General features: G+C 42.4%; 20 protein-coding genes. 8 read left to right on the top strand and 12 right to left on the bottom strand.

From position 1 onward, the window contains the following. Nucleotides 1-46: 46 nt before the first annotated feature. The gene (locus DM09_RS08610; RefSeq protein WP_038249959.1) at nt 47-1,735 is read right to left on the bottom strand and encodes a methyl-accepting chemotaxis protein; all 1,689 of its coding nucleotides are present in this window, start codon (nt 1,733-1,735) and stop codon (nt 47-49) included. Nucleotides 1,736-1,890: 155 nt separating this feature from the next. On the opposite strand from DM09_RS08610, the gene DM09_RS08615 reads away from it, so the two are divergent. The 3 genes from DM09_RS08615 to orn all read left to right on the top strand — a co-directional run bounded on the left by DM09_RS08615 (nt 1,891) and on the right by orn (nt 3,868). Next, nucleotides 1,891-2,538: a peroxiredoxin gene (locus DM09_RS08615; protein WP_038249962.1), complete on the top strand. Its 648-nt coding sequence runs from the start codon at nt 1,891-1,893 to the stop codon at nt 2,536-2,538. 132 nt (nt 2,539-2,670) lie between these two features. Next, nucleotides 2,671-3,330, top strand: a complete 660-nt coding sequence (locus DM09_RS08620) for an RlmE family RNA methyltransferase (protein ID WP_038250249.1) — start codon at nt 2,671-2,673, stop codon at nt 3,328-3,330. Continuing rightward, nucleotides 3,320-3,868, top strand: coding sequence for an oligoribonuclease (gene orn, locus DM09_RS08625; protein ID WP_038249964.1), 549 nt, complete (start codon nt 3,320-3,322; stop codon nt 3,866-3,868). Before DM09_RS08620 ends, orn begins: the two co-directional genes overlap by 11 nt. 25 nt (nt 3,869-3,893) lie before the next feature. On the opposite strand, the gene DM09_RS08630 is transcribed toward orn, so the two are convergent. The 5 genes from DM09_RS08630 to DM09_RS08650 all read right to left on the bottom strand — a co-directional run bounded on the left by DM09_RS08630 (nt 3,894) and on the right by DM09_RS08650 (nt 9,601). Next, a complete protein-coding gene (locus DM09_RS08630) occupies nt 3,894-4,961 on the bottom strand; it encodes an AI-2E family transporter (protein ID WP_038249968.1) in 1,068 nt (355 codons plus the stop codon). Nucleotides 4,962-4,963: 2 nt separating this feature from the next. Beyond that, on the bottom strand, nt 4,964-5,440 hold the full coding sequence (locus DM09_RS08635; RefSeq protein ID WP_157753678.1) for a DUF4149 domain-containing protein: 477 nt from the start codon (nt 5,438-5,440) through the stop codon (nt 4,964-4,966). 17 nt (nt 5,441-5,457) lie between these two features. Then, nucleotides 5,458-5,931, bottom strand: a complete 474-nt coding sequence (greA, locus tag DM09_RS08640) for a transcription elongation factor GreA (protein WP_038249970.1) — start codon at nt 5,929-5,931, stop codon at nt 5,458-5,460. Beyond that, nucleotides 5,931-9,155: a carbamoyl-phosphate synthase large subunit gene (gene carB, locus DM09_RS08645; RefSeq protein WP_038249972.1), complete on the bottom strand. Its 3,225-nt coding sequence runs from the start codon at nt 9,153-9,155 to the stop codon at nt 5,931-5,933. The genes greA and carB overlap by 1 nt, the downstream gene beginning before the upstream one ends. Before the next feature lie 164 nt (nt 9,156-9,319). After that, nucleotides 9,320-9,601: a hypothetical protein gene (locus tag DM09_RS08650; RefSeq protein ID WP_038249975.1), complete on the bottom strand. Its 282-nt coding sequence runs from the start codon at nt 9,599-9,601 to the stop codon at nt 9,320-9,322. A 303-nt stretch (nt 9,602-9,904) separates the two neighbouring features. Here DM09_RS08650 and DM09_RS08655 point away from each other — a divergent pair, with 303 nt between their 5' ends. Then, nucleotides 9,905-10,795, top strand: a complete 891-nt coding sequence (locus DM09_RS08655) for a phosphoribosylaminoimidazolesuccinocarboxamide synthase (RefSeq protein WP_038249977.1) — start codon at nt 9,905-9,907, stop codon at nt 10,793-10,795. Between the two features lie 120 nt (nt 10,796-10,915). Next, the gene (locus tag DM09_RS08660) at nt 10,916-12,682 is read left to right on the top strand and encodes an ATP-dependent DNA helicase (protein WP_232507794.1); all 1,767 of its coding nucleotides are present in this window, start codon (nt 10,916-10,918) and stop codon (nt 12,680-12,682) included. A 164-nt stretch (nt 12,683-12,846) separates the two neighbouring features. Here the strand turns inward: DM09_RS08660 and rssA are convergent, their stop codons facing one another. The 5 genes from rssA to DM09_RS08685 are packed head-to-tail and all read right to left on the bottom strand — an operon-like array spanning nt 12,847 to nt 17,476. Further along, a complete protein-coding gene (rssA, locus tag DM09_RS08665; protein ID WP_038249983.1) occupies nt 12,847-13,776 on the bottom strand; it encodes a patatin-like phospholipase RssA in 930 nt (309 codons plus the stop codon). A gap of 16 nt (nt 13,777-13,792) precedes the next feature. Beyond that, complete coding sequence (locus DM09_RS08670) at nt 13,793-15,079, bottom strand: COG3014 family protein (protein WP_038249985.1); 1,287 nt, start codon at nt 15,077-15,079, stop codon at nt 13,793-13,795. Nucleotides 15,080-15,092: 13 nt separating this feature from the next. After that, the gene (locus tag DM09_RS08675; protein WP_038249986.1) at nt 15,093-15,695 is read right to left on the bottom strand and encodes a penicillin-binding protein activator LpoB; all 603 of its coding nucleotides are present in this window, start codon (nt 15,693-15,695) and stop codon (nt 15,093-15,095) included. Nucleotides 15,696-15,722: 27 nt separating this feature from the next. Continuing rightward, a complete protein-coding gene (locus tag DM09_RS08680) occupies nt 15,723-16,439 on the bottom strand; it encodes a 16S rRNA (uracil(1498)-N(3))-methyltransferase (RefSeq protein ID WP_038249987.1) in 717 nt (238 codons plus the stop codon). A 2-nt stretch (nt 16,440-16,441) separates the two neighbouring features. Continuing rightward, complete coding sequence (locus tag DM09_RS08685; RefSeq protein ID WP_038249988.1) at nt 16,442-17,476, bottom strand: zinc-dependent alcohol dehydrogenase family protein; 1,035 nt, start codon at nt 17,474-17,476, stop codon at nt 16,442-16,444. A 306-nt stretch (nt 17,477-17,782) separates the two neighbouring features. Here DM09_RS08685 and DM09_RS08690 point away from each other — a divergent pair, with 306 nt between their 5' ends. Next, nucleotides 17,783-18,175, top strand: coding sequence for a response regulator (locus tag DM09_RS08690; RefSeq protein ID WP_051938340.1), 393 nt, complete (start codon nt 17,783-17,785; stop codon nt 18,173-18,175). Between the two features lie 17 nt (nt 18,176-18,192). Here the strand turns inward: DM09_RS08690 and DM09_RS08695 are convergent, their stop codons facing one another. Further along, on the bottom strand, nt 18,193-19,227 hold the full coding sequence (locus tag DM09_RS08695) for an LptF/LptG family permease (RefSeq protein WP_051938341.1): 1,035 nt from the start codon (nt 19,225-19,227) through the stop codon (nt 18,193-18,195). A 357-nt stretch (nt 19,228-19,584) separates the two neighbouring features. Here DM09_RS08695 and DM09_RS08700 point away from each other — a divergent pair, with 357 nt between their 5' ends. After that, nucleotides 19,585-21,075 (top strand): alanine/glycine:cation symporter family protein, encoded by a 1,491-nt coding sequence (locus DM09_RS08700; RefSeq protein ID WP_038249993.1) that lies wholly within the window; start codon nt 19,585-19,587, stop codon nt 21,073-21,075. Nucleotides 21,076-21,130: 55 nt separating this feature from the next. Continuing rightward, nucleotides 21,131-21,409 carry an Asp-tRNA(Asn)/Glu-tRNA(Gln) amidotransferase subunit GatC gene (gene gatC, locus DM09_RS08705; RefSeq protein WP_038249995.1) on the top strand — a complete coding sequence of 93 codons (279 nt, stop codon included), beginning with the start codon at nt 21,131-21,133 and terminating at the stop codon, nt 21,407-21,409. The last annotated feature ends 14 nt before the right edge of the window (nt 21,410-21,423 follow it).

A 21,423-nucleotide genomic window follows, 5' to 3' on the forward strand; every position in this document is an offset into this window, starting at 1 on the left:
ACTGATATAGGCTGGATTCACAGATCCAGCCTAAATTTATCTGTATTTAAGCTCTTAATTTAGCCACAAAATTTTGCACTTGATGTTGTACAACTGTCATTTGTTCAATCATTTCTTTCACTCGCTTGAGGTTGTCTTCAGCAGAATCATCTACTTTGCTAGCTCCAATAGACACCTCACCTACAGATACCTTTACTTCTTGCATGCTTGCATTGGCATATTGTGCACCCTCAGACATTTCATGCGTAGCCTCACTTTGTTGCTCCATAGCTGAAGCCACATGACTACTATGCTCACTAACTTGTTCAATAATTTCTTGAATACAATGGATAGATGAGCCTGCCTTTTGGCTCTGTTTTTGAATTTGTTCAACCTGCTTACTTATTTTACCAGTGGCTTGAGATGTTTGATTTGCAAGCTCCTTCACCTCACCAGCAACCACTGCGAAACCTCGACCCGCATCACCAGCCCTTGCAGCCTCAATGCTCGCATTTAGTGCTAATAAATTAGTTTGTTCCGCAATATCACTGATGGTATCCACAACAGAGCCAATTTCCTCAGAAGCAACAACCAGTTCTTTCATAATGTGTGCGCTACTATTGGCTTCTTTCACCGCTTGTTGTGATATATTTAATGTCTTGTTGATTTGTTCAACCACACTTGCCACAGAAATAGACATTTCCTCAATGGCTGCAGCCGTAGAACCCACATAGTCTGAACTTTGTGACACATTGTTTTGTGCACCATTCGATTGATCATTCAAATGGTCTGCAATTTGTGAAAGACTCTCCATTGATTTATAAATTTGAGAAGCATTTTGATGAAGCTCAGTTACCAAGGTTCCTACATCTGATTCAAATGTATTGGCTAACATAATATTTTCTTGTTGCTCTTCTTCTCTACGCTGAATATCCAATGCTTTTTGTCGCTCAGCTGCCTTTCTCGATTCAAATATTTCAAATTGTAACTTAGACTGAATAACCTTAATTAAGTCCTTCATTTCACCGATTTCATTCTCTGATCTTTTGTGAAGTTCGCTATCAAAGTTATTACTGACAATAGCTTGAAGTACACCAATCACTTCTTGAACTGGTTTGATGGTTTCTCGCATATTGTTCCACTGCACCAGCAAGGCAAAACTCATGCTGACAGCACTTAACATTAATAAAAACTGCATACCATCACCAAGCACATCCCCTTGAGATAAAACCCATGCAACCATAAGCAGTGGCAACATCATCAGCAACAATGATAACCCCATCATATGTTTGATACTAATGCTGCGAAACCAAGGGAAATCAAGTGTGCTTGGCAACGTAGCTTGCCCTTTATTAATGGATGCATACAAAGCTGTAGCATCTTTAATTTCTCTATCCGTAGGATAAGTTCGCACAGAGATATACCCTTGCAACTGCCCTCGTTCATCATATTCAGGAGCAACATTGGCTTTCACCCAATAATAACCACCATCTGCTGAACGGTTTTTTACCAAACCAGTCCATGGTTTTCCCGCTTGAATCGTCGCCCACAAATCTGCAAATGCAGCTGATGGCATATCGGGGTGTCGCACCACATTATGCGGCTGACCAATCAGCTCCGCTTCAGTCATGCCTGCAATACTACAAAATGCTTCATTTGCATAGGTTATTTTACCCTTTAAATTAGTTTTTGACACCAAAATATCACCATCCTTCATACGGTGTTCAATGCTATTCACGGGTTGGTTATTACGCATAGTTCTATTCTCCTGACAATATCCACACTTCATGAAAGCAAAATGCATACCACTTTCCAAGAAAACCAAGGAAAACACTTATTAAATATATGGGTTACGCCATGTCATATTTTTATGATATACTTCCCCTCTGAGTTTAAGTTAAGGAGTTAGACATGAGCGTATTAGTTGGAAAAGATGCACCACAATTTACTGCAGTAGCAGTGATGCCAGATGGTAGCATTAACGAAGAATTTTCATTATCAGATTATGCAGGTAAAGAAGTTGTACTTTTCTTTTACCCACTGGATTTCACATTTGTTTGCCCAAGTGAACTTATTGCATTCGACCACCGCATCAAAGAATTTGAAGCACGTGGCGTGCAAGTGATTGGCTGCTCAGTGGATTCACAATTCTCACATGTTGCATGGCGCAATACACCCATCAACGAAGGCGGTATTGGACCTGTTGCATACCCATTGGTTGCAGACTTGAGCAAATCAATTGCTGCTGATTATGATGTATTGATGGGCAATACCACTGTTGAAGATGAAGATGGTGAACAATACCACTTATTGGGTGGCGATGTTGCACTTCGTGGTTCTTTCTTGATTGATAAAGCAGGTAAAGTACGCCACCAAGTGATTAACGACCTTCCATTGGGCCGTAATGTTGACGAAATGTTGCGCATGGTTGATGCACTTCAATTCGCCGAAGAACATGGTGAAGTTTGCCCTGCAGGCTGGAACAAAGGTGACAAAGCTATGAAACCAGACGCAGAAGGCGTGGCTTCATATTTGGCTGAAGAAGCTGACAAGCTTTAATTCCAACTGTTTCAAACATATAAAACGACCTCTTTTTAGGGGTCGTTTTTTTATAAATATTGCAAAGGCTTTGTCGCCTTGTCGCTTTGTGGTTTAATTGCCACTGAAAAAGCTAAACCATCAAGGAAAAACGTGAAACAGAGTAAAAGCAAAAAAGATAGAAAAACTTCCGCATGGTTTCAACGTCATGCCAATGACCCGCATGTGAAACGCGCACAACGTGAAGGCAAACGCTCGCGTGCTGTTTTTAAACTTACAGAAATTCTCGATTCGAACAGTATTCATATCAAAAAAGATGCCGTCATTGTTGATTTGGGTTGTGCCCCAGGCTCTTGGAGCGAAGAATTACGCAACTACATCGATAGCTCAGGCAAAATTATCGGTATTGATTTACTCCCCCTAGACCCCATTCGTGGCGTGACCATCATTCAAGGTGACTTTGATTCGCTAAAAGGTCAAGAAGCCTTAAAACAAGCATTAGATGGACGTAAAGTTGATTTGGTGGTCTCTGATATGGCACCAGAAATGAGCGGACACAAACTTGTCGACCAAATGCGTATGATTGGTTTAAACGAAATGACCTTACACTTTGCCAAACAATATTTGCGACCTGATGGTGATGTGCTGATGAAAACATTTATGGGTGAAGGTTATGATAATTTCCGCCGTGATATGGGAAAATCGTTTAAACGCATTAAAAACATCAAACCTAAAGCCAGTCGTAAAACATCGCCTGAATTTTTTCTGTTAGGTTTAGGTATGAAAGTATGGAGCGACACCGATGAGCAATAAAACCAATGATTATTTGGTATGGATGGATTTGGAGATGACTGGTTTGGACCCTGAAACAGATACCATCATTGAAATGGCAACCATTATCACCGATGGTCAGCTTAATATTATCGCCGAAGGCCCTAACCTTGTGATTCATCAATCCGATGAAGTGATGTCTCGCATGAATGATTGGTGCGTTAAATACCATGGTGATTCAGGTTTAACGCAACGTGTTAAAGACTCAAAACTTTCTTTAAAGCAGGCAGAGCAGCAAACCCTAGACTTTATCCGTAGACATGTAACCGAAGGCGATTCTCCACTTTGTGGCAACTCTATTCATCAAGACCGTCGCTTTTTGGTAAAGTATATGCCGCGTTTAGAAAGTTGGTTACATTATCGTAATATCGATGTGAGTACCGTGAAAGAGTTGGCAAAACGTTGGTATCCAGAGTTGCCATCTTGGAAAAAACGTGGTGCACATTTGGCATTGGCTGATATTGAAGAGTCTATTGCGGAACTAAAACATTACCGCGAAAGTTTATTTCGCCAAACGTAATCAAACCGGGAAAAACTTGTAAGTATTAACTATTAGACGCTGAATGTTTGGTACGTTCAGCAATAATAACCAATACAGACTGCACCAAAGCAGCCAATGGAATAGCAAAAAACACACCAATAACACCCCAAAAACTACCAAACACAAGCACAGCAACAATAATGGCAATCGGATGAAGATTCACCACTTCGGAAAATAACCAAGGAATCACAATATTGGCATCAATAAGCTGAATAATCGCATAAGCCAAAAGGCTATACATCGCCATATCCGTCCAGCCCCATTGAAAATAGGATAATAACACAACAGGAATTGTTACAACCGCAGCACCAACAAATGGAATCCAAACAGAAATACCCGTCAGCACTGCCAATAATAAGGCATATTCATGCCCCATAAAAAAGTACACCACCCACATGACCAAACCAACCAGTGATGATTCCCAAAAGCGACCACGGATATAGTTCCCCATTTGTACATCTAACTCACCCCAAACACGGGTTAAAAGTGTGCGTTGTTTGGGTAAAAACTGTTGCGCCCATAATTGGATACGTTGCTTATCTTTAAGCAAGAAAAACACCAATACAGGCACAAGAAATACATAAACACCCAAGGCAATGACATTGGGAATGGATGCCAAAGATTTGGACAAAATCAAACCACCCCACTCTTGAACTTTTTCTGCACCCGATGCAATAGATTGTTGCAAATAATCAGCATTTAAACCCGTGGGGTAACGCTGTTGTAAATCATGCACAGTATCCTTTAAAAGCTGCACATATTGTGGCACTTTTGAAACCAGCAATCCAATCTGATCGGATAACACAGGGACAATCGCAAGCATGGCAAACAACACCGCCAATAACGCGCCAATTCCAACAAGAATAACGGCTAAAAGCCTTGGCATTTTACATGATACCAAAAGTGATACAATGCCATCCAACACATAAGCCAATGCAATCGCAACCAGTGCGGGCGCTAAAGTGGAACCAAACAAGCCTAAGAGTACAAAAACCAGCAGCAAAAATGCCAGCAGCATCATCAACTCAGTGTCTTCCAGCTGTTTATCAAACCATGCCAACACCGAGCGCATCTTTAAACCTGTGTCTCTTGGGTATGCGAACTATCATTGCGCATCACCAAAACCACCACCAAAAGGCTACTGATTAACTGCAATATACTTCCCATACCATGCCAGAAAGCAAAAGCCCAACGCAATGGATCATCATCCGCTAGGGCTGAAATATCACCAGCTTCAGCTTTAATCATGCTCATCATATTGGTCACGCCAAACACATTGATGGCAACCATAAAGCCAACCAAACCCAACAAGTACCATGTCGATTTTTTCACTTGAATGCGGTAAGCAAACACCGCTGCCGAAACAAGCAAAATGAGAATGGCTAGGTTTGACATATAAAAAATCTTGCCTGCAATCAACCCTGCTTGCACTGACTCTAGCTCAGTAAACAAAACAGGCGCAACCACATAAGCGGGAACCAACAATAACCCTAACACCAGTGCTAAACTTAACTTTAGCCCTGAAAAGTGAGCACCTTTTGCTTTATTCATCACTGTTTCAGGCATCATTATTGGTATATAATCTCAACAATTTCAAGTTCCCTATCACCACCCGGTGCACGAACCGTTGCCATATCACCCTCTTCCTTGCCAATTAAAGCTCTGGCAATCGGCGATGTGATGGAAATCGTACCATTTTCAATTTTGGCTTCATCCTCACCAACAATCTTGTATGTGATTTCTTTATCTGTGTCCAAATCCAACAATTTCACAGTTGCACCAAACACAATCTTATCCGATTCAATGGTTTTAGGGTCAATAATTTGCGCCCGTGCAAGTTTATCTTCCATCAACTTGATACGCGCTTCATTCATGCCCTGCTCTTCTTTCGCCGCATGATATTCCGCGTTTTCGGATAAATCGCCATGCGCTAATGCTTCTTCAATTGCCGCAATGATATGATGACGTTTCTCACCTTTCATGATTGCCAATTCTTTACGCATAGCATCGGCACCTTCTTGGGTCATTGGAATACGTTCCATTATGCCACCTCGTCTTTATGGTAATCTTGAATACTTTTTACTTCTGTTACATCCGAACCATCAACCATGGATTCTGCTGCCGCCAAACCACCTGCAACCGTGGTGAAATATACAATACCACGATCCAATGCAGCTTGACGAATCGATTTTGAATCAGCAATAGCACGTTCACCTTCCGTAGTATTGACAATAAAGTTAATTTCATCAGACAATAATTTATCAACAATATGTGGTCGCACACCATCGGTCACCTTTGCAACACGTGTATTGGGTACATTCGCTGCATCCAACACTGCACCTGTACCTTCCGTAGTCAAAAGCTCAAAACCAGCTTTAACCAAGTTTGCCGACAATTCTACCACGCGATGTTTATCTGCCTCACGCACGGAGACAAAAGCAGTACCTTGTTTGGGTAAACGGGAACCACCACCCAACTGTGCTTTGGCAAAAGCTGCTGGGAAATGTTTAGCAAGCCCCATCACTTCGCCTGTAGATTTCATTTCAGGGCTTAAAAGTGGATCAACACCTCGGAACTTCACAAAAGGGAACACAGCTTCTTTGACTGATTTGAATGTTTTGGGTTGCTTAATTTCATCAATACCCAAATCATCCAAAGTCTGACCCGACATAATACGCGCTGCCATCTTCGCCAGCGGCACACCCGTAGCCTTAGATACAAATGGAACCGTACGCGAAGCTCTAGGGTTTACTTCCAAGACATAAAGTGTCTCACCTTGTAACGCAAACTGAATATTCATCAATCCACGCACATTTAATGCCATACCCAAAGCTTTGGTTTGGCGTGTCACTTCATCAATAATGGCTTGTGAGATTGAGTGTGGCGGCAAACAACATGATGAATCGCCCGAGTGAACACCAGCTTCTTCAATATGCTCCATGATGCCACCAATCACCACACGGTTGCCGTCACATAAAGCATCCACATCCAATTCAATAGCTTGATTTAAAAACCTATCCAACAACACAGGATGATCAGGTGAAGCTTGCACAGCTTCATTCATATAACGCAATAAACCTTTCTCATCACGCACAATTTGCATCGCACGACCACCCAACACATACGATGGGCGAACGACAACAGGATAACCCACTTCTTTAGCCACTTGCACGGCTTCTTCTGTGGAACGTGCAGTACCATTTTCAGGTTGCAACAACTTCAAATCATGCAACAAGGCTTGAAAACGCTCTCTATCTTCTGCCAAATCAATCATGTCAGGGCTTGTACCAATAATCGGTACACCTGCTGCTTGTAATGATTCTGCAAGTTTTAACGGCGTTTGCCCACCAAACTGCACAATCACACCATAGGGTTTTTCAACATCAACAATCGCCATCACATCTTCAAAGGTCAGCGGCTCAAAATACAACCTGTCAGATGTATCATAATCAGTAGAAACCGTTTCTGGGTTACAGTTGACCATAATGGTTTCAAAACCATCTTCTGAACAAGCAAATGCTGCATGTACACAGCAGTAATCGAACTCAATGCCTTGCCCAATACGGTTAGGGCCACCACCAAGCACCATGATTTTTTTCTTATCTGTGGGTTCAGATTCGCATTCTTCTTCATAAGTTGAATACATATACGGCGTTTTAGCAACAAACTCTGCTGCACAAGTATCGACGCGTTTAAATACAGGTTTCACACCCAAAGCAGAGCGTGTTTCACGGACAATATTTTCATCAACAGCCAACAACATTGCCAAACGTTGGTCAGACAAACCTTCTCGCTTGGCTTGTCTCCATTCTGCTTTACTCAAGCTTGCCACATCTCGCCCTGCCAAGGTTTGTTCCAAAGCGATGACAACTGAAAGCTCACGAATAAACCAAGGGTCAATTTTTGTGACATCAAAAACTTTATCTTCACTCCAACCTATACGAAGCGCTTCTCCCATCCACCATAATCTATCTGCACCAGGTACAGCCAGCTTCTCTTGCAAGAATACTTTAACATCCACATCTTCAGGTATGGTTTTATCAAAACCACAAGAGTCGACTTCTAAACCACGCATAGCTTTGCCCAAAGACTCTGTGAATGTGCGGCCAATCGCCATCACTTCACCCACAGACTTCATTTGTGTGGTTAAACGCGTATCTGCACCTTCAAATTTTTCAAAAGCGAAACGTGGCAATTTGGTAACCACATAGTCAATGCTTGGCTCAAAAGCAGCAAACGTTTCACCGGTAATATCATTAGGAATTTCGTCAAGCGTATAACCCACAGCTAACTTCGCCGCAATTTTAGCAATCGGGAACCCTGTCGCTTTAGAGGCAAGCGCTGAAGACCGGGATACGCGTGGGTTCATTTCAATCACAATCAAACGCCCATCTACAGGGTTGACTGCAAACTGAACGTTTGAACCACCTGTTTCCACGCCAATTTCACGCAAAATAGCAATCGATGCATCACGCATTTTTTGGTATTCTTTATCTGTTAACGTTTGTGCAGGTGCAACCGTGATGGAGTCACCAGTATGCACACCCATAGCATCAAAGTTTTCAATGGAACAAATAATCACGCAGTTATCGGCATGGTCACGCATAACTTCCATTTCATATTCTTTCCAACCAATAATCGATTCTTCAACCAGAATCTCATCGGTTGGTGAAGCATCCAACCCCGAACCTGCAATTTGTTCAAACTCTTCGGGGTTGTATGCGATACCACCACCTGAACCGCCCAAGGTAAACGAAGGGCGAATTATAATCGGGTATCCAATGTCATCAGCCAAATCACGTGCTTCCTGCATAGAGTGCGCAAAACCACCACGCGCCATTTCCAAACCAATGCTATCCATCGCACGTTTAAAGCGCTCTCTATCTTCAGCTTTATCAATGGCATCAGGTTGTGCACCAATTAGTTGCACATTGTATTTTTCTAACACACCGTGTTTATTCAATGACAAGGCACAGTTCAGTGCAGTCTGCCCACCCATAGTTGGTAAAATTGCATCAGGACGTTCTTTTTCAATAATCTTTTCGACAACTTCCCAAGTCACAGGTTCGATATAGGTTGCATCAGCAAACTCTGGGTCTGTCATAATGGTTGCAGGATTTGAGTTGACCAGCACAACCCTAAAACCTTCTTCTTTCAGTGCTTTACACGCCTGAACCCCAGAATAATCAAACTCGCAAGCTTGACCAATAACAATCGGCCCAGCTCCTAGAATCATAATGGTTTGAATATCATTGCGACGTGGCATATGGTCTAACCTCGTAAGTCTTAATCTTGTTAACCTAAATCCAAGCAAACAAGTGGGCAGATACAATGTCTGCCCACTTGTTTTACTCACTTATAAATTATACGCGAACCCTAACAAAAAAATCCTACTAATGAAGCACCTTAATATAGTGCGAAAGAGTAAACCTATAATGCTGTAATTAAATCGACAGCATCCTTGGTCATTTGTTTTATTTTGGACTTCATTGCTCTGCGCAATTTATCCACATCTGCTTTATCCATACCAGCAGCTTCAAGCTCGTCAAAATCTTTCATACTTGCCATGGAACCACGAAGCTTTTTCAAAATCAAACGTACTTGAGCCATATTATCCGCGGCTTGCACTTGAGTTATACCAACAGAAGCATGATCCACAGATAACATACTCATGGACAATACCAAACCAATCATCAGTACAAACTTAAACATAAAATCTCCAATGCCTTCAAACTCACATCCCTGTGTGGCAAGGCATTAACTATGCGAACAAGTCATACAATATGCAACAAAAAAAAGGTAACTTAAGGCACAAAATAACACAAAAACATTAGAGAAACGTAGTGTTTACAACACTCTCAACAGCTTAACCATAAATATTTAAAGTGATTATATAAAACACTGCATTCTTCTTTTATATCACTGTGCACCAACGCTAACAAGCACAATACTTGTCGCTTTAAGCTCACTATGGCACGTTTCGCGATTAATTTTATCATCATAGTGAGAGACAATATGAGCAGCCCCAAAACATTATTGCATGCCGACATTCAAAGTTTGAAACTTTTACACAGCGGTAAAGTTCGTGATATGTATGCGATTGATGATCAACATCTATTGATTGTTACTACAGACCGCCTATCTGCATTTGATGTTATATTGCCATCACCTGTGCCCCAAAAAGGTGAAATATTAAACCAGGTTTCGGACTTTTGGTTTCATAAACTTGGGCATATCATTCCCAACCAAATGTCTGACTTAAACTTAGATGATGCGATTCCCAATGCAGGTGAACGTGAACGTGTACGTAGCCGCGCTTTGGTAGTCAAACGCCTAAAACCTTTACCCATTGAAGCCATTGTTCGTGGTTATTTGATTGGTTCAGGTTGGAAAGAATATCAAAAACAAGATTCTGTCTGTGGTATCAGTCTGCCTCAAGGTTTAAAGCTTGCCGACAAACTACCTGAACCTATTTTTACCCCGTCCACCAAGGCAGATGTGGGAGAACATGACGAAAATATTAATTTTGAAACCATGTGTGACATCATTGGTACAGAGCTTGCCACACAAATCCGTGATGTCAGTCTTCAACTCTATCAAGAAGCTGCAACCTATGCTTTGGAAAAAGGTATTATCATTGCTGATACCAAGTTTGAGTTTGGCTTGGATGAAAATGGTACGCTCACCTTAATTGATGAAGTTTTAACCCCTGATTCTTCTCGTTTTTGGGATGTTGCCACCTACCAACCAGGTATCAGCCCTCCAAGCTTTGATAAACAAATCATTCGCGACTGGCTAGAAGCGCAAGATTGGGATAAAACACCACCAGCACCTGAAGTTGATGTCGATATTATGCAAAAAACAGCGGATAAGTATCGCGAAGCACTCACCCGCCTCACCCAATAAAGACCCTCTGAGTTTATTATCGAAACTTCTTTTATTGCACAAGTTCACGCAGACTTTGATGCCAAATCTTCGTTAGCCCAAGGGCTTCAAGGCTATAGCTATCGCCAAGAGCAGGTAGACTTGGCAGCAAAAATCAGCGCCACAATGGCGCAGCAAAACATACTGATTGCCGAAGCTGAAACAGGCACAGGGAAAACACTGGCTTACCTTATTCCTGCCTTGCGCTCATCGGATAAGGTGTTGATTTCCACGCATACCAAAGCTTTGCAAGACCAACTGATGTTTCGTGATTTACCAGCAGTACAAAATGCATTGGGGGTACGCCGAAAAGTCGCTTTACTCAAAGGTCGAAGCAACTATTTCTGCCCCCAGCGCCTCAATATACATCTCACAAGCAACCAACAAGAAATTTGGGCAAAAAAATCATTGCTTAAAGTCGCCAAGTGGTCAGAAACAACAACCGATGGTGACTTATCCACCTTAAACTTTGATGTATTTGAAAAAGGCATTGGTCCACTAGTCACTGCAACAGCAGATCAATGCACGGGCAGCAAATGTGAACATTACAAGCAATGCCCACTCATGAAAGCACGGCAAAAAGCCCAACAAGCTGACATTGTCATTGCCAACCACAGTTTATTGCTAGCGGATGCTTCGCTTAAATCGGGCGACTTTGGTGAGGTCTTACCCATATTCGACACCTATGTGCTTGATGAGGCTCATAGTTTACCTGATTTAGCAAGCCGCCAATTTGGCATTCAGCTCTCTCGTAGCAAATTGATCTATTGGGTCAATGATATACAAGCTGTGCTTGATACCCTTGGTGATGAAACTGATTTAAAAGAACAAGTTCGTAAACTGGGTGCCGAAGTCATTACCCAATGGGCAGATAAAGACCTCAAAACCATCAAAAATGATTGGGAAGTTTTACTCGATATCGCGATTTCAAGAGAGGAGCGCCATGATGATATGCTTAAAATGGTAGAACGCGCCACCATGATTCTTGAAGAAATGCAGCAAATCCTCACCCCTCAAGAGGGTTATGTGGTATGGGAAGAAGGCAAAGATGACAGAAAACAGTATATCTCTGCCCCCATACAAACAGGGCCTGTACTGACCCAACATTTGTGGGAGCGTGAGGCATCATTTGTACTTTTATCAGCCACACTGCGTGTATCCAATAAGTTTGACTACAATCGCGCCCGCTTAGGATTAAACCAAGAGTTGGCAGAAGAAAGTTACCACCCCTCACCGTTTAATTATCAACAGCAAGCCATGCTCTATTTGCCTAAACACATCCCCGACCCCAGAGCTCAGGACTACCAACAAGTGATGCAAGGCGAAATTGAAGCGCTGTTGCGAACCTCACGTGGGCGAGCATTTGTTTTGTTTACCTCCCACTATGCTTTAAGAACCTATGCCACCCATTTGCAACAAGCACTACCATGGCAAGTCTTGGTGCAAGGTGAAAGTGGTAGTCGCGATATGATTCTCGAAGCATTTCGTAAGGATAAACACTCGATTTTGTGTGGCACCCGTAGCTTTTGGGAGGGTGTAGATGTACCTGGTGAAACATTGTCACTGGTCATTATTGATAAAATCCCCTTTGCACCACCTACCGATGCATTGCTTAAAGAGCGCACTAAAGACTGTGAAGCACAAGGTGGCAATGGTTTTATGGACATCCAATTACCTGAAGCAATTGCGGTGCTTAGGCAGGGTGCAGGTCGCTTGATTCGTTCCACCAGCGACCGAGGAGCCATTGCTATTTTGGATTCGCGATTGCATACCAAACGTTATGGTCAAGAAGTGATTCGCAATTTACCCCAAGCACCCATTGCTCATGATTTAAGCGATATGCAGTGGTTTTTTGAGGATATGGAATAATTTAGGAGTCTGTCGGACTTATGGTAATTGTAGCGAGAAATATCGAGATTCTTTGATTTTTTGCATGAATATAAGGCGAATAGCAGGCTATTCAACGAAAACACAGGTGAAAAAGCATGAATATTCGATTTTTCACAGTAGATTATCATAAGTCCGACAGACTCCTAGTGCAACAACGCCAACAACTGCGGTTTTAACCGTTCCACACTTGCCCTACCTTCTGCTATCGCATCTTCAGCTTTGTCATAATCCATTAAGCCAATATGCCCAAGCCTAGGCTCTAAAATCACATCAGCAGGGTCACCTGCTAGACGACTACGCGTAATTCTATCTTGCATAATATTAAGTGAGCCATACATCACCTCAAACATACCTGGCGCACCCGTGCGTTTACTCAACCATTGTTTTAACAACATATTCTTACGTTCACTTAGTTCACTTTTCCATGTATCAGATACACGTTCCCACAGTGAATCATTCGCCCGCAAGCTTTTATTTGTTTCTTTTACTACATCTTGTCGTTTTTCATGTTTGACCAATAAATCACCATTCAAGTTCACTGCAATCACCACCTCTGCACCCAAAGCTCGACATAGTGATACAGGCACAGGGTCTACCAAACCGCCGTCTACCAACCAGCGACCTTCTCTCTGCACTGGTGTAAACAATCCAGGTAAACTAATCGATGCACGCACAGCTTCTAATAGCGAACCTTCACGCAACCAAACTTCTCGTCCGCTCTCCAAATCTGTAGCGACTGCGGCAAAAGGAATATCCAAAGCTTCGATAGGCTTTTCTTGCATATACTGTCTGGCAAAACTTAGCAACTTCTCACCCCGAATCACCCCCCCTCGCATAACTGACATATCCAAAAAACCAACAATTTCTTTCCAAGTCAGTGCTGAAACCCACTTTTCTAAATCCATAAAATGACCACTGGCATAAGCGCCACCCACAAGTGCGCCAATCGAGCAACCTGAAATCACATGCGGTTCAATGCCTATATCTCTCAAAGCTGAAATCACACCAATATGCGCCCAACCACGCGCTGAACCACTGCCTAAAGCAAGCCCTATTCTCAGCTTCTGGTTCATTCTAAATGATAACCTATCACTGTAAATATGGGCCAATAAAACTTTTTTCAATCACTCTTTTTCTACCTTGTGTTAACGTTATATCCCCTAAATCAACCGTTTGAACAACATGACCATTCGGACCTAACAATTCCAATCTTGCAAAATATGTACCTGCAGGAAGCGGTAAACGAGCAAGAAGAATATTCTTAGGTAACGTTAACCAACTTCGGGTATCTGCTGTTTCTGTAACCATACCTGCAACATCAACCAAAAAACCAGCCAAAGCCCCGCCTTTATCTTCTGCTTGGTGTGCAGCTTGTTTCTTAATTAAGGCTCTAGCAATCAAACGTGCTGTCATTGCAGCTCTATGCGTCTTCAAAGATAAACGTGCCAACTTATCAAAACTATCCACCATGACAGTTTGTACTGCCCGATTACCCACCAGCAAACGAGCTTGATGAATATAACTGGGACGTGATTGATAAACGGGCAAAGAAATACGCAAAGGTACACCTGTTGAACTATACACTAATGTCTCATGCGCCCGTTTAATCGGAGCAAGGCTATGGTGAATCAACAATATAATCTCACCTTGTTTTTGTAATTGTGCAACCTCATATTTTTCTTTGATACCAAACTTTGTTATGTATGTTTGGTACTCTTGTCTAAGGTCTAAATACTTGCTCAGTCGCAACAAGTCCCGTTGCAAAAACAACGGCGTAGGCTGCTGATACTTTTGATAGGTCTGGTATGCATCGCGGTAAGCAATCATAGCATCACTATACTCACCCTCTTGCTCAAAAATAAAACCCATTAAATAGCTAGCAAATGGATCTTCAACTGCTTTGCCATCACGCTTTTCTTTGACACGTTTGATGCGTTCATCAATTTGCAAGGCTTCTACCCGCGCTTCATCCCACAAGCCCAATTCTATGTAGTTCAGCGCAGCATAGATATGCACTGCGGTTTGTTCGTAATCTTCACCTTCATAACTCATGGCGCTGTCGTTAATTGTCAGTGCACCAAGTTGTTCAGTCACACTGGTCGCTTCAAGCTTATCCATCAAAGCTTTGGCTTGCTCAAATGTAGTATTACTGGCTTCATATAAACCGCTCATACGTTGCAACATCGCTTTATCCAACAAATATAAAAGTTTATCTGTCCCAGTGCTAGGGTTCTTTTCTAGCTCCTGCAAAGCTAACTCAGGTTTTTGTTGGCTTAAAAGCAATTCAACTTTTTGAAAGCCTTGGCTGTAACTTGCACACCCTGAAAGTACAGCAAAAAACACAGCCAAAGGCAACCATACAACGCGCTTGTTCATCAAAGGTTAAAGATTAGCGAAAACTCGATTTTTCAAGTACTTTTTTGATTTTCTTCTGACCCAACCACACTTTGCGATTATCTTTAAGGCTAATCAGTGTTAAATCAATTTGATAATATTTCACTTGTGTATCACCAGCAGCATCAAAAATAGTATTGATTTGCCCTTTAAGCATAAAATCTGCGCCAGTTTCTTCACCGGAAACATTTCGCGTATCCATACTTGCATTGTCTGCTTGGTCAGCACGCTCACCACGAATTTCACTACGCTCCACTTTTGAAGCCACAAACTCAACTTCGCCCGAATTGATAAGTTCACGCTCCATATCTGCAATAAAAGTACGAATGTTGATATGTTCATGGCTAAGGTTACGCACCTGACCCACAATCACCACAGGATTCTTACCATATTTAACTTGGTATTTGGTCAACCATTTTCGTGATAACATATCATTTACCAACCGCGATGAAACCAGTCTAGAATCGGTATCATTCCAGTTACCACTTAAGTCTTGTACAGTATCTGTATCCACTCTTGTCACCGTGGTTTTACCTGCACAGCTTGCAAGCCCAAGCAATAAACAGCCTACCAATGATAGTTTCATTACCTTATGCATATCCACTCCTTTATTTATCCAGTAAAATTATAATACAGCTTGAATCGCTGCCAGCAATGCTGGCGCTGCTGTTTCTGTACGCATTACTCTAGCACCAAAACACAGTGGCTGAAACCCTTGGGATTGAAAATAATCCAACTCTTGGTTGGTCCATCCTCCTTCGGGCCCCACGGCTAAAGTAATATCTTTTTGTTGCAACAAGTCACTGCGTATATCTTGCCACATGCTTGCATCCCTTGGGTGAAGCACAAAACATTGCCCATGATGACTTGTTTGACTCACCTTATCATGCCAAACCACTTCAGGCATAGCTGTGCGTTCCGACTGCTCTGCTGCTTCAACAATAATTTTCTGCCAACGCTGCAACCGTTTGTCACGTTTGTTGCTCGGTAAGTTTAATGTTGCCCGCTCACTGTTTACAATTTGAAAGCTGGACGCACCCATTTCTGTCGCTTTTTGCAACACCGTCTCAATTTTTTCACTGCGGTTCGCGGCTTGAATAATATGCACACGACATGGTAGCTCACGATGAACATCAATAAATTCAACGAGCTGGCATTGCCCACCATCTTTGCTCAGGCGCATCAGCTCAGCCAAGTATTCACCCCCGCGCCCATTAAAAACAACAATCGTGTCACCTGCTTGCAAACGCATCACTTGCCGTAAATATCTGGTCTGCTCAAAACCAATATCCACCAAGCTTTCAGGCGCAAAATTGACATCCAAATAAATTCTACACTGCATGGTTACGCTTGCATCTCATCCATATGCATTTGCAATACAATTTTACCTGTTTGATGCCCTTCTTCAATGCTTACATGTGCTTGTTTAACATTTTGCAGAGGTAAGGTCTTATCCACATATATTGATAACTTACCCTCATCAAAAAACTGTCCGCATTGCTCTAGAATGGCAGCATGATGCTCACCAAGTAAGTTCGATTGCAATAACATCGGCGTAAGCATCAAAGCCTGACTGACACGCACATTTTTTACACGCAAGTTTTTCCAATCCAAATCTTCAGGAATTTGCAACAAACTCACCAGGTCTCCATACAAACGCATCGCAGGGACAAGTTGTTTCAAGGCATCGCCGCCTACAGTATCCAAAGCAACATCCACACCTTGTCCATCTGTCCAGGCTAACAATGCTTGTGTAACATCTTCTTTGGTATAGTTAATCACCATATCTACACCAAGTTCGCGCACAAAAGCTTCTTTTTCCGCAGAGCTTACGCTTGTCGCCACCTCTGCCCCAGCCAGTTTTGCTAGTTGTATGGCAACATGACCAACCCCACCAGCACCTGCATGCACAAACACTTTTTGCCCAGATTGTAACCTAGCTCTATCAAACAACGCTTCCCACGCAGTTATACAAACCAAAGGTGCTGCTGCTGCCGAATCAAAATCAAGGCTATCGGGTTTGTTGGCAACAAATGCAGCTTTAAGCACAGCATACTCAGCATAATTACCCACACTATCACCGTTAATCGATTTTTGCCCCAAACCACCATAACAATAATAGACTAGGTCACCCACTTGCAAATGATTGACATCTGAACCAACAAACTCAATAAAACCGGCCCCATCACAACCCAAAATTGCAGGGTAGGCAGCATCAAACATCATCCCATTCTGTCGCAACTTTGTGTCAATAGGATTCACCCCTGCCGCCATCACTTTGACAATCACTTCATCTGTTGCACATGTTTCAGGTTTGGCTATATCACCAAGTTGTAATACTTCCACACCGCCTGCTTCTTTCACCATAACTACTTGCATAACAAACCCCTTAAAACTTCAAGACTTCACAATATATAGTGTCGCAGCGTATGAATAAGATTGCGAGAAAGCAAACGACACATCAACATAAACGTTTCTTTACCTTTGTTGAAATTCCCTCATCTTAAAGTCAGCATTACTTCATCTTTAATCTATAATATAGCCACACTTTTCTCCAAACCAAACACATAAATCACTTCAAGCTGCCTATAAAATTACATATAATACTTGGCATCTTTTGTGCTTCTAGCCATGTAAGGCATGAATAGGGGGCAGGAATAATTTATAGACATGAGGCACCATACTATGCGCAAAACCATCTTACTTATCGATGATGAAAACTCTATTTTACAAATCACAACATTGGTATTGGAAGATGCAGGTTATCAAGTGGCTGCTTTTATATCCCCCACAGAAGCCATCACCTATTACAAGCAACATCAACATGAAATTCATGCCACTATTCTCGATATGACCATGCCAGAAATGGATGGCATCACATGTGCCAAAGCCCTATGGAACATCAATGCTCAAGCAATCATCATTTTATCATCGGGTTATACGGTTGAAGACATTACCCAACAGCATCAAGACGTGAAGTTTCATGCTTTTTTACAAAAGCCTTACCTGCCCCATACTTTGGTGGAACAACTGGAAGCTATATTGTGCGCTAACAATTCAGAGCCCGTACAAAATTAAGGAAGCTCTGAATAAGTTTAATAACCTTCCCTCAGTAACAATAAATAACCTGCAATACCTAAAAACATCACGTCCGGCCACCAGGCTGCATAAATAGCCGGCAAGTATCCGCCATTGCTCATCACGTTCATCGATGTGTTAAAAATGTAAAACAACAAGCCCAATGTTAACGCAGCCAGCAAACCTTTAGAGTTTGCCGAAATACGGCTACCCATATTACCACACAAACTATATGCCAACATCACCATAATCAAACATGCCAGAGGTCCTGCAATCCTTTTATGCAGTTGATATTGGTATTGTTTTGCATCCAAACCTGCATCCGACAATGCCTGTGTAAACCGATAAAGCGTAAGCCACTGCATATCCCTTGCCCTTGGTGCAGCAACAGTTTTAGGACCAATATTGGATTGCAATGTAAGCTGCGGTAGGCGCTGCACATGAATGCCTTGTTTTTCATTAGGGTGACTGACGTACACCTTTTCTAAAAACCAAACGCCTTGTTCATAATATGCTTTACTTGCATCTGTTCGCCCTTTCCACTGACCTTGCTCATCTGTTTCTAACATCATCAATTTGAAGTATTTACCTTGCAGTGGTTGTATACGAAAGAACCTACCTTTATCACGAAACCATTGTTCCCCATCCATTCGCACAGGTTTTCTACCCTGCACCAGCGTCTTTTCCATCGTATCTAATCGTACATTGGTGACAGGTTCAACCCACTCACCCAATGCAAACGTAAAAAAACCAACACAGCTCGCAAGCACCAACAGTGGTGTTAAAATAAAACGCAGTGACACCCCCGCCGCTCTAAGTGCAACCAACTCATGATGATGTGATATTTCTGTCATATAAATTGCCGCACCCAGCAGCACAATTACTGGTAAAAAGTCTGCAACCATAAAAGGAACTTTGAGCATTAAATACTCAAACAAAAGACTCACTGTCATCGTTTTGCCTATCAATGCTGCTTTACTGAAAGACTCTGCAACCATAAACAAAAGAATCACACCCAAAGCAATCGCAACAATACGCATAAAACTGGACACAAATATCCACCGAAATAAAACCGTCATGCACGTATCGTAAGAGACTAAGCTTGAGATGCAACGTCAAAGCTATACATGTCAAAAACTTGCAGCGAATCATCATCAGGGCAGACTAGCGGCGCACGAAGGGAATTATGAATAAGTTTGGGTGGAGAAGATGGTGATTCAAAGTATGCAAGGTCACCAAAAGTAGACGCTCGTAAACAAAGTGTGAGCTGCATGGAATAGCCAAGCTATTGCTCAAAATCACAATGTAGAATTTGGGTACTCTGGGCGCAAGATACAAATTCATGACTTATTCAAAACTTCCCTAACATAAACAAGGGCACGTACATCATGGCGAGGGGCGACGCATTTATGAAGTTTTTAGTATCAATTTACCTATTTTTATTGAGCTCAACACCTGTCTTTGCTGCTGAAAGCAATGGTGTGGATAGCTTTTTTGGCACCATGAATGGCTATCTCGCCACCGTGCTTTTTTATGATGTTTTTCCTGGTGAAGCAGAGTTTCCATTTATTGTTGCATGGTTAAGCATGGGCGCAATTTACATGACCTTTCGTTTTGGTTTTATCAACTTACGCATGATTGCACATGCTTATAGTATTTTACGTGGCAAATACCAAAGCGCTGAAGACAAAGGTGAAGTGACGCCCTTCCAAGCGTTAACCACAGCCCTTTCAGCTACTGTTGGTTTGGGCAATATCGCAGGGGTTGCCATTGCCATCATCATTGGTGGGCCAGGCGCTATTATTTGGATGATGATTGCAGGTTTCTTTGGCATGTCCGCCAAGTTTACCGAGGTTACACTGGGGCAGCTTTACCGCCACACTCGCCCTGATGGGCGGCTGATGGGTGGTGCAATGTACTACTTATCCGAAGGTTTAGCAGAAAAAGGTTTTAAAGGTGTAGGTAAAACCCTTGCTATCATGTTTACTCTTTTTTGTATCGCAGCCTCATTGGGTGGTGGCAATGCTTTTCAAGTCTCACAGGCCATGGGGGCGGTGCAACATGAAATAACATTTTTTAAAGACTACCCTTGGATGTTTGGCATGATTATGGCAACATTGGTTGGTTTTGTGATTATTGGGGGCATCAAACGCATTGCTCACGCTGCTGAAGCGATTGTGCCAACCATGGTGCTTATTTATGTGGTGACATGTTTATGGATTATTATTGCCAACATAGACGCAATCCCAGATGCCCTTGCTACGATTTGGCAGGGTGCATTCTCCATGGAGGCAGGGTTTGGTGCTTTGGTTGGCGTAATTGTACAGGGCTTTAAACGCGCTGCATTTTCCAGTGAAGCGGGCATTGGTTCAGCCGTGATTGCCCACTCTACAGCATCGGTAAAATACCCAGTGCGCCAAGGTATTGTAGCTTTATACGAACCTTTTATTGATACCATTATTATTTGCACCATGACTGCTTTGGTCATAGTGGTCACTGGTGTGTACAATGCACCTGAACATGTCGCACTGATTGATGCCAAACAGGGTGCTGCCTTGACCTCTGTAGCTTTTGGTTCTGTTATACCTTGGTTTTCCAGTATTTTATCCCTTTCCGTGGTTCTATTCGCTTTTAGCACCATGATTTCATGGTCATATTATGGCGAGCGCTGCTGGACATATATGTTTGGCGAACGCTTTTCCATGGTTTATAAAATCACCTTCTTAATTTTTATCGTGCTGGCAACATTGGGCAGCCCTAGCAATATCCTTGACTTCAGCGACTTATTATTACTCGCCATGGCATTGCCCAACTTTATCGGCTTGTATATTTTACAAGGGAAAGTTGCCATAGCACTGGCTGAATACAAAGAAAAGCTGAGGAGTGGATTTAAGCACTAGAGAAATATCGTAATGCCGATTAGACTGCGCCAGACTTTAGAATCAGGTGGTCTTTATGGACATTGACGTAAAAAAAATTGCAAACCTTTCCCGCATTCGTTTAACCGACGATGAGGCCAAAGCACTTGCCCCACAATTATCCAGTATTATGGGATATATTGATAAACTCAGTGAGGTGAACACCGAAGGTGTATCGCCAACCGCACATCCACATGATGTCGCCATGCCACAACGCGCTGATATTGTTACCAATACCGATCGTCGTGATGCTTTGCAAAAACCAGCCCCGCGTACGGAGTCTGGTTTGTACGTTGTACCCAAAGTGATTGAGTAACCATCTCACTTCCC

The organism is Ghiorsea bivora (assembly GCF_000744415.1).
Classification (GTDB): Bacteria; Pseudomonadota; Zetaproteobacteria; order Mariprofundales; family Mariprofundaceae; genus Ghiorsea; species Ghiorsea bivora.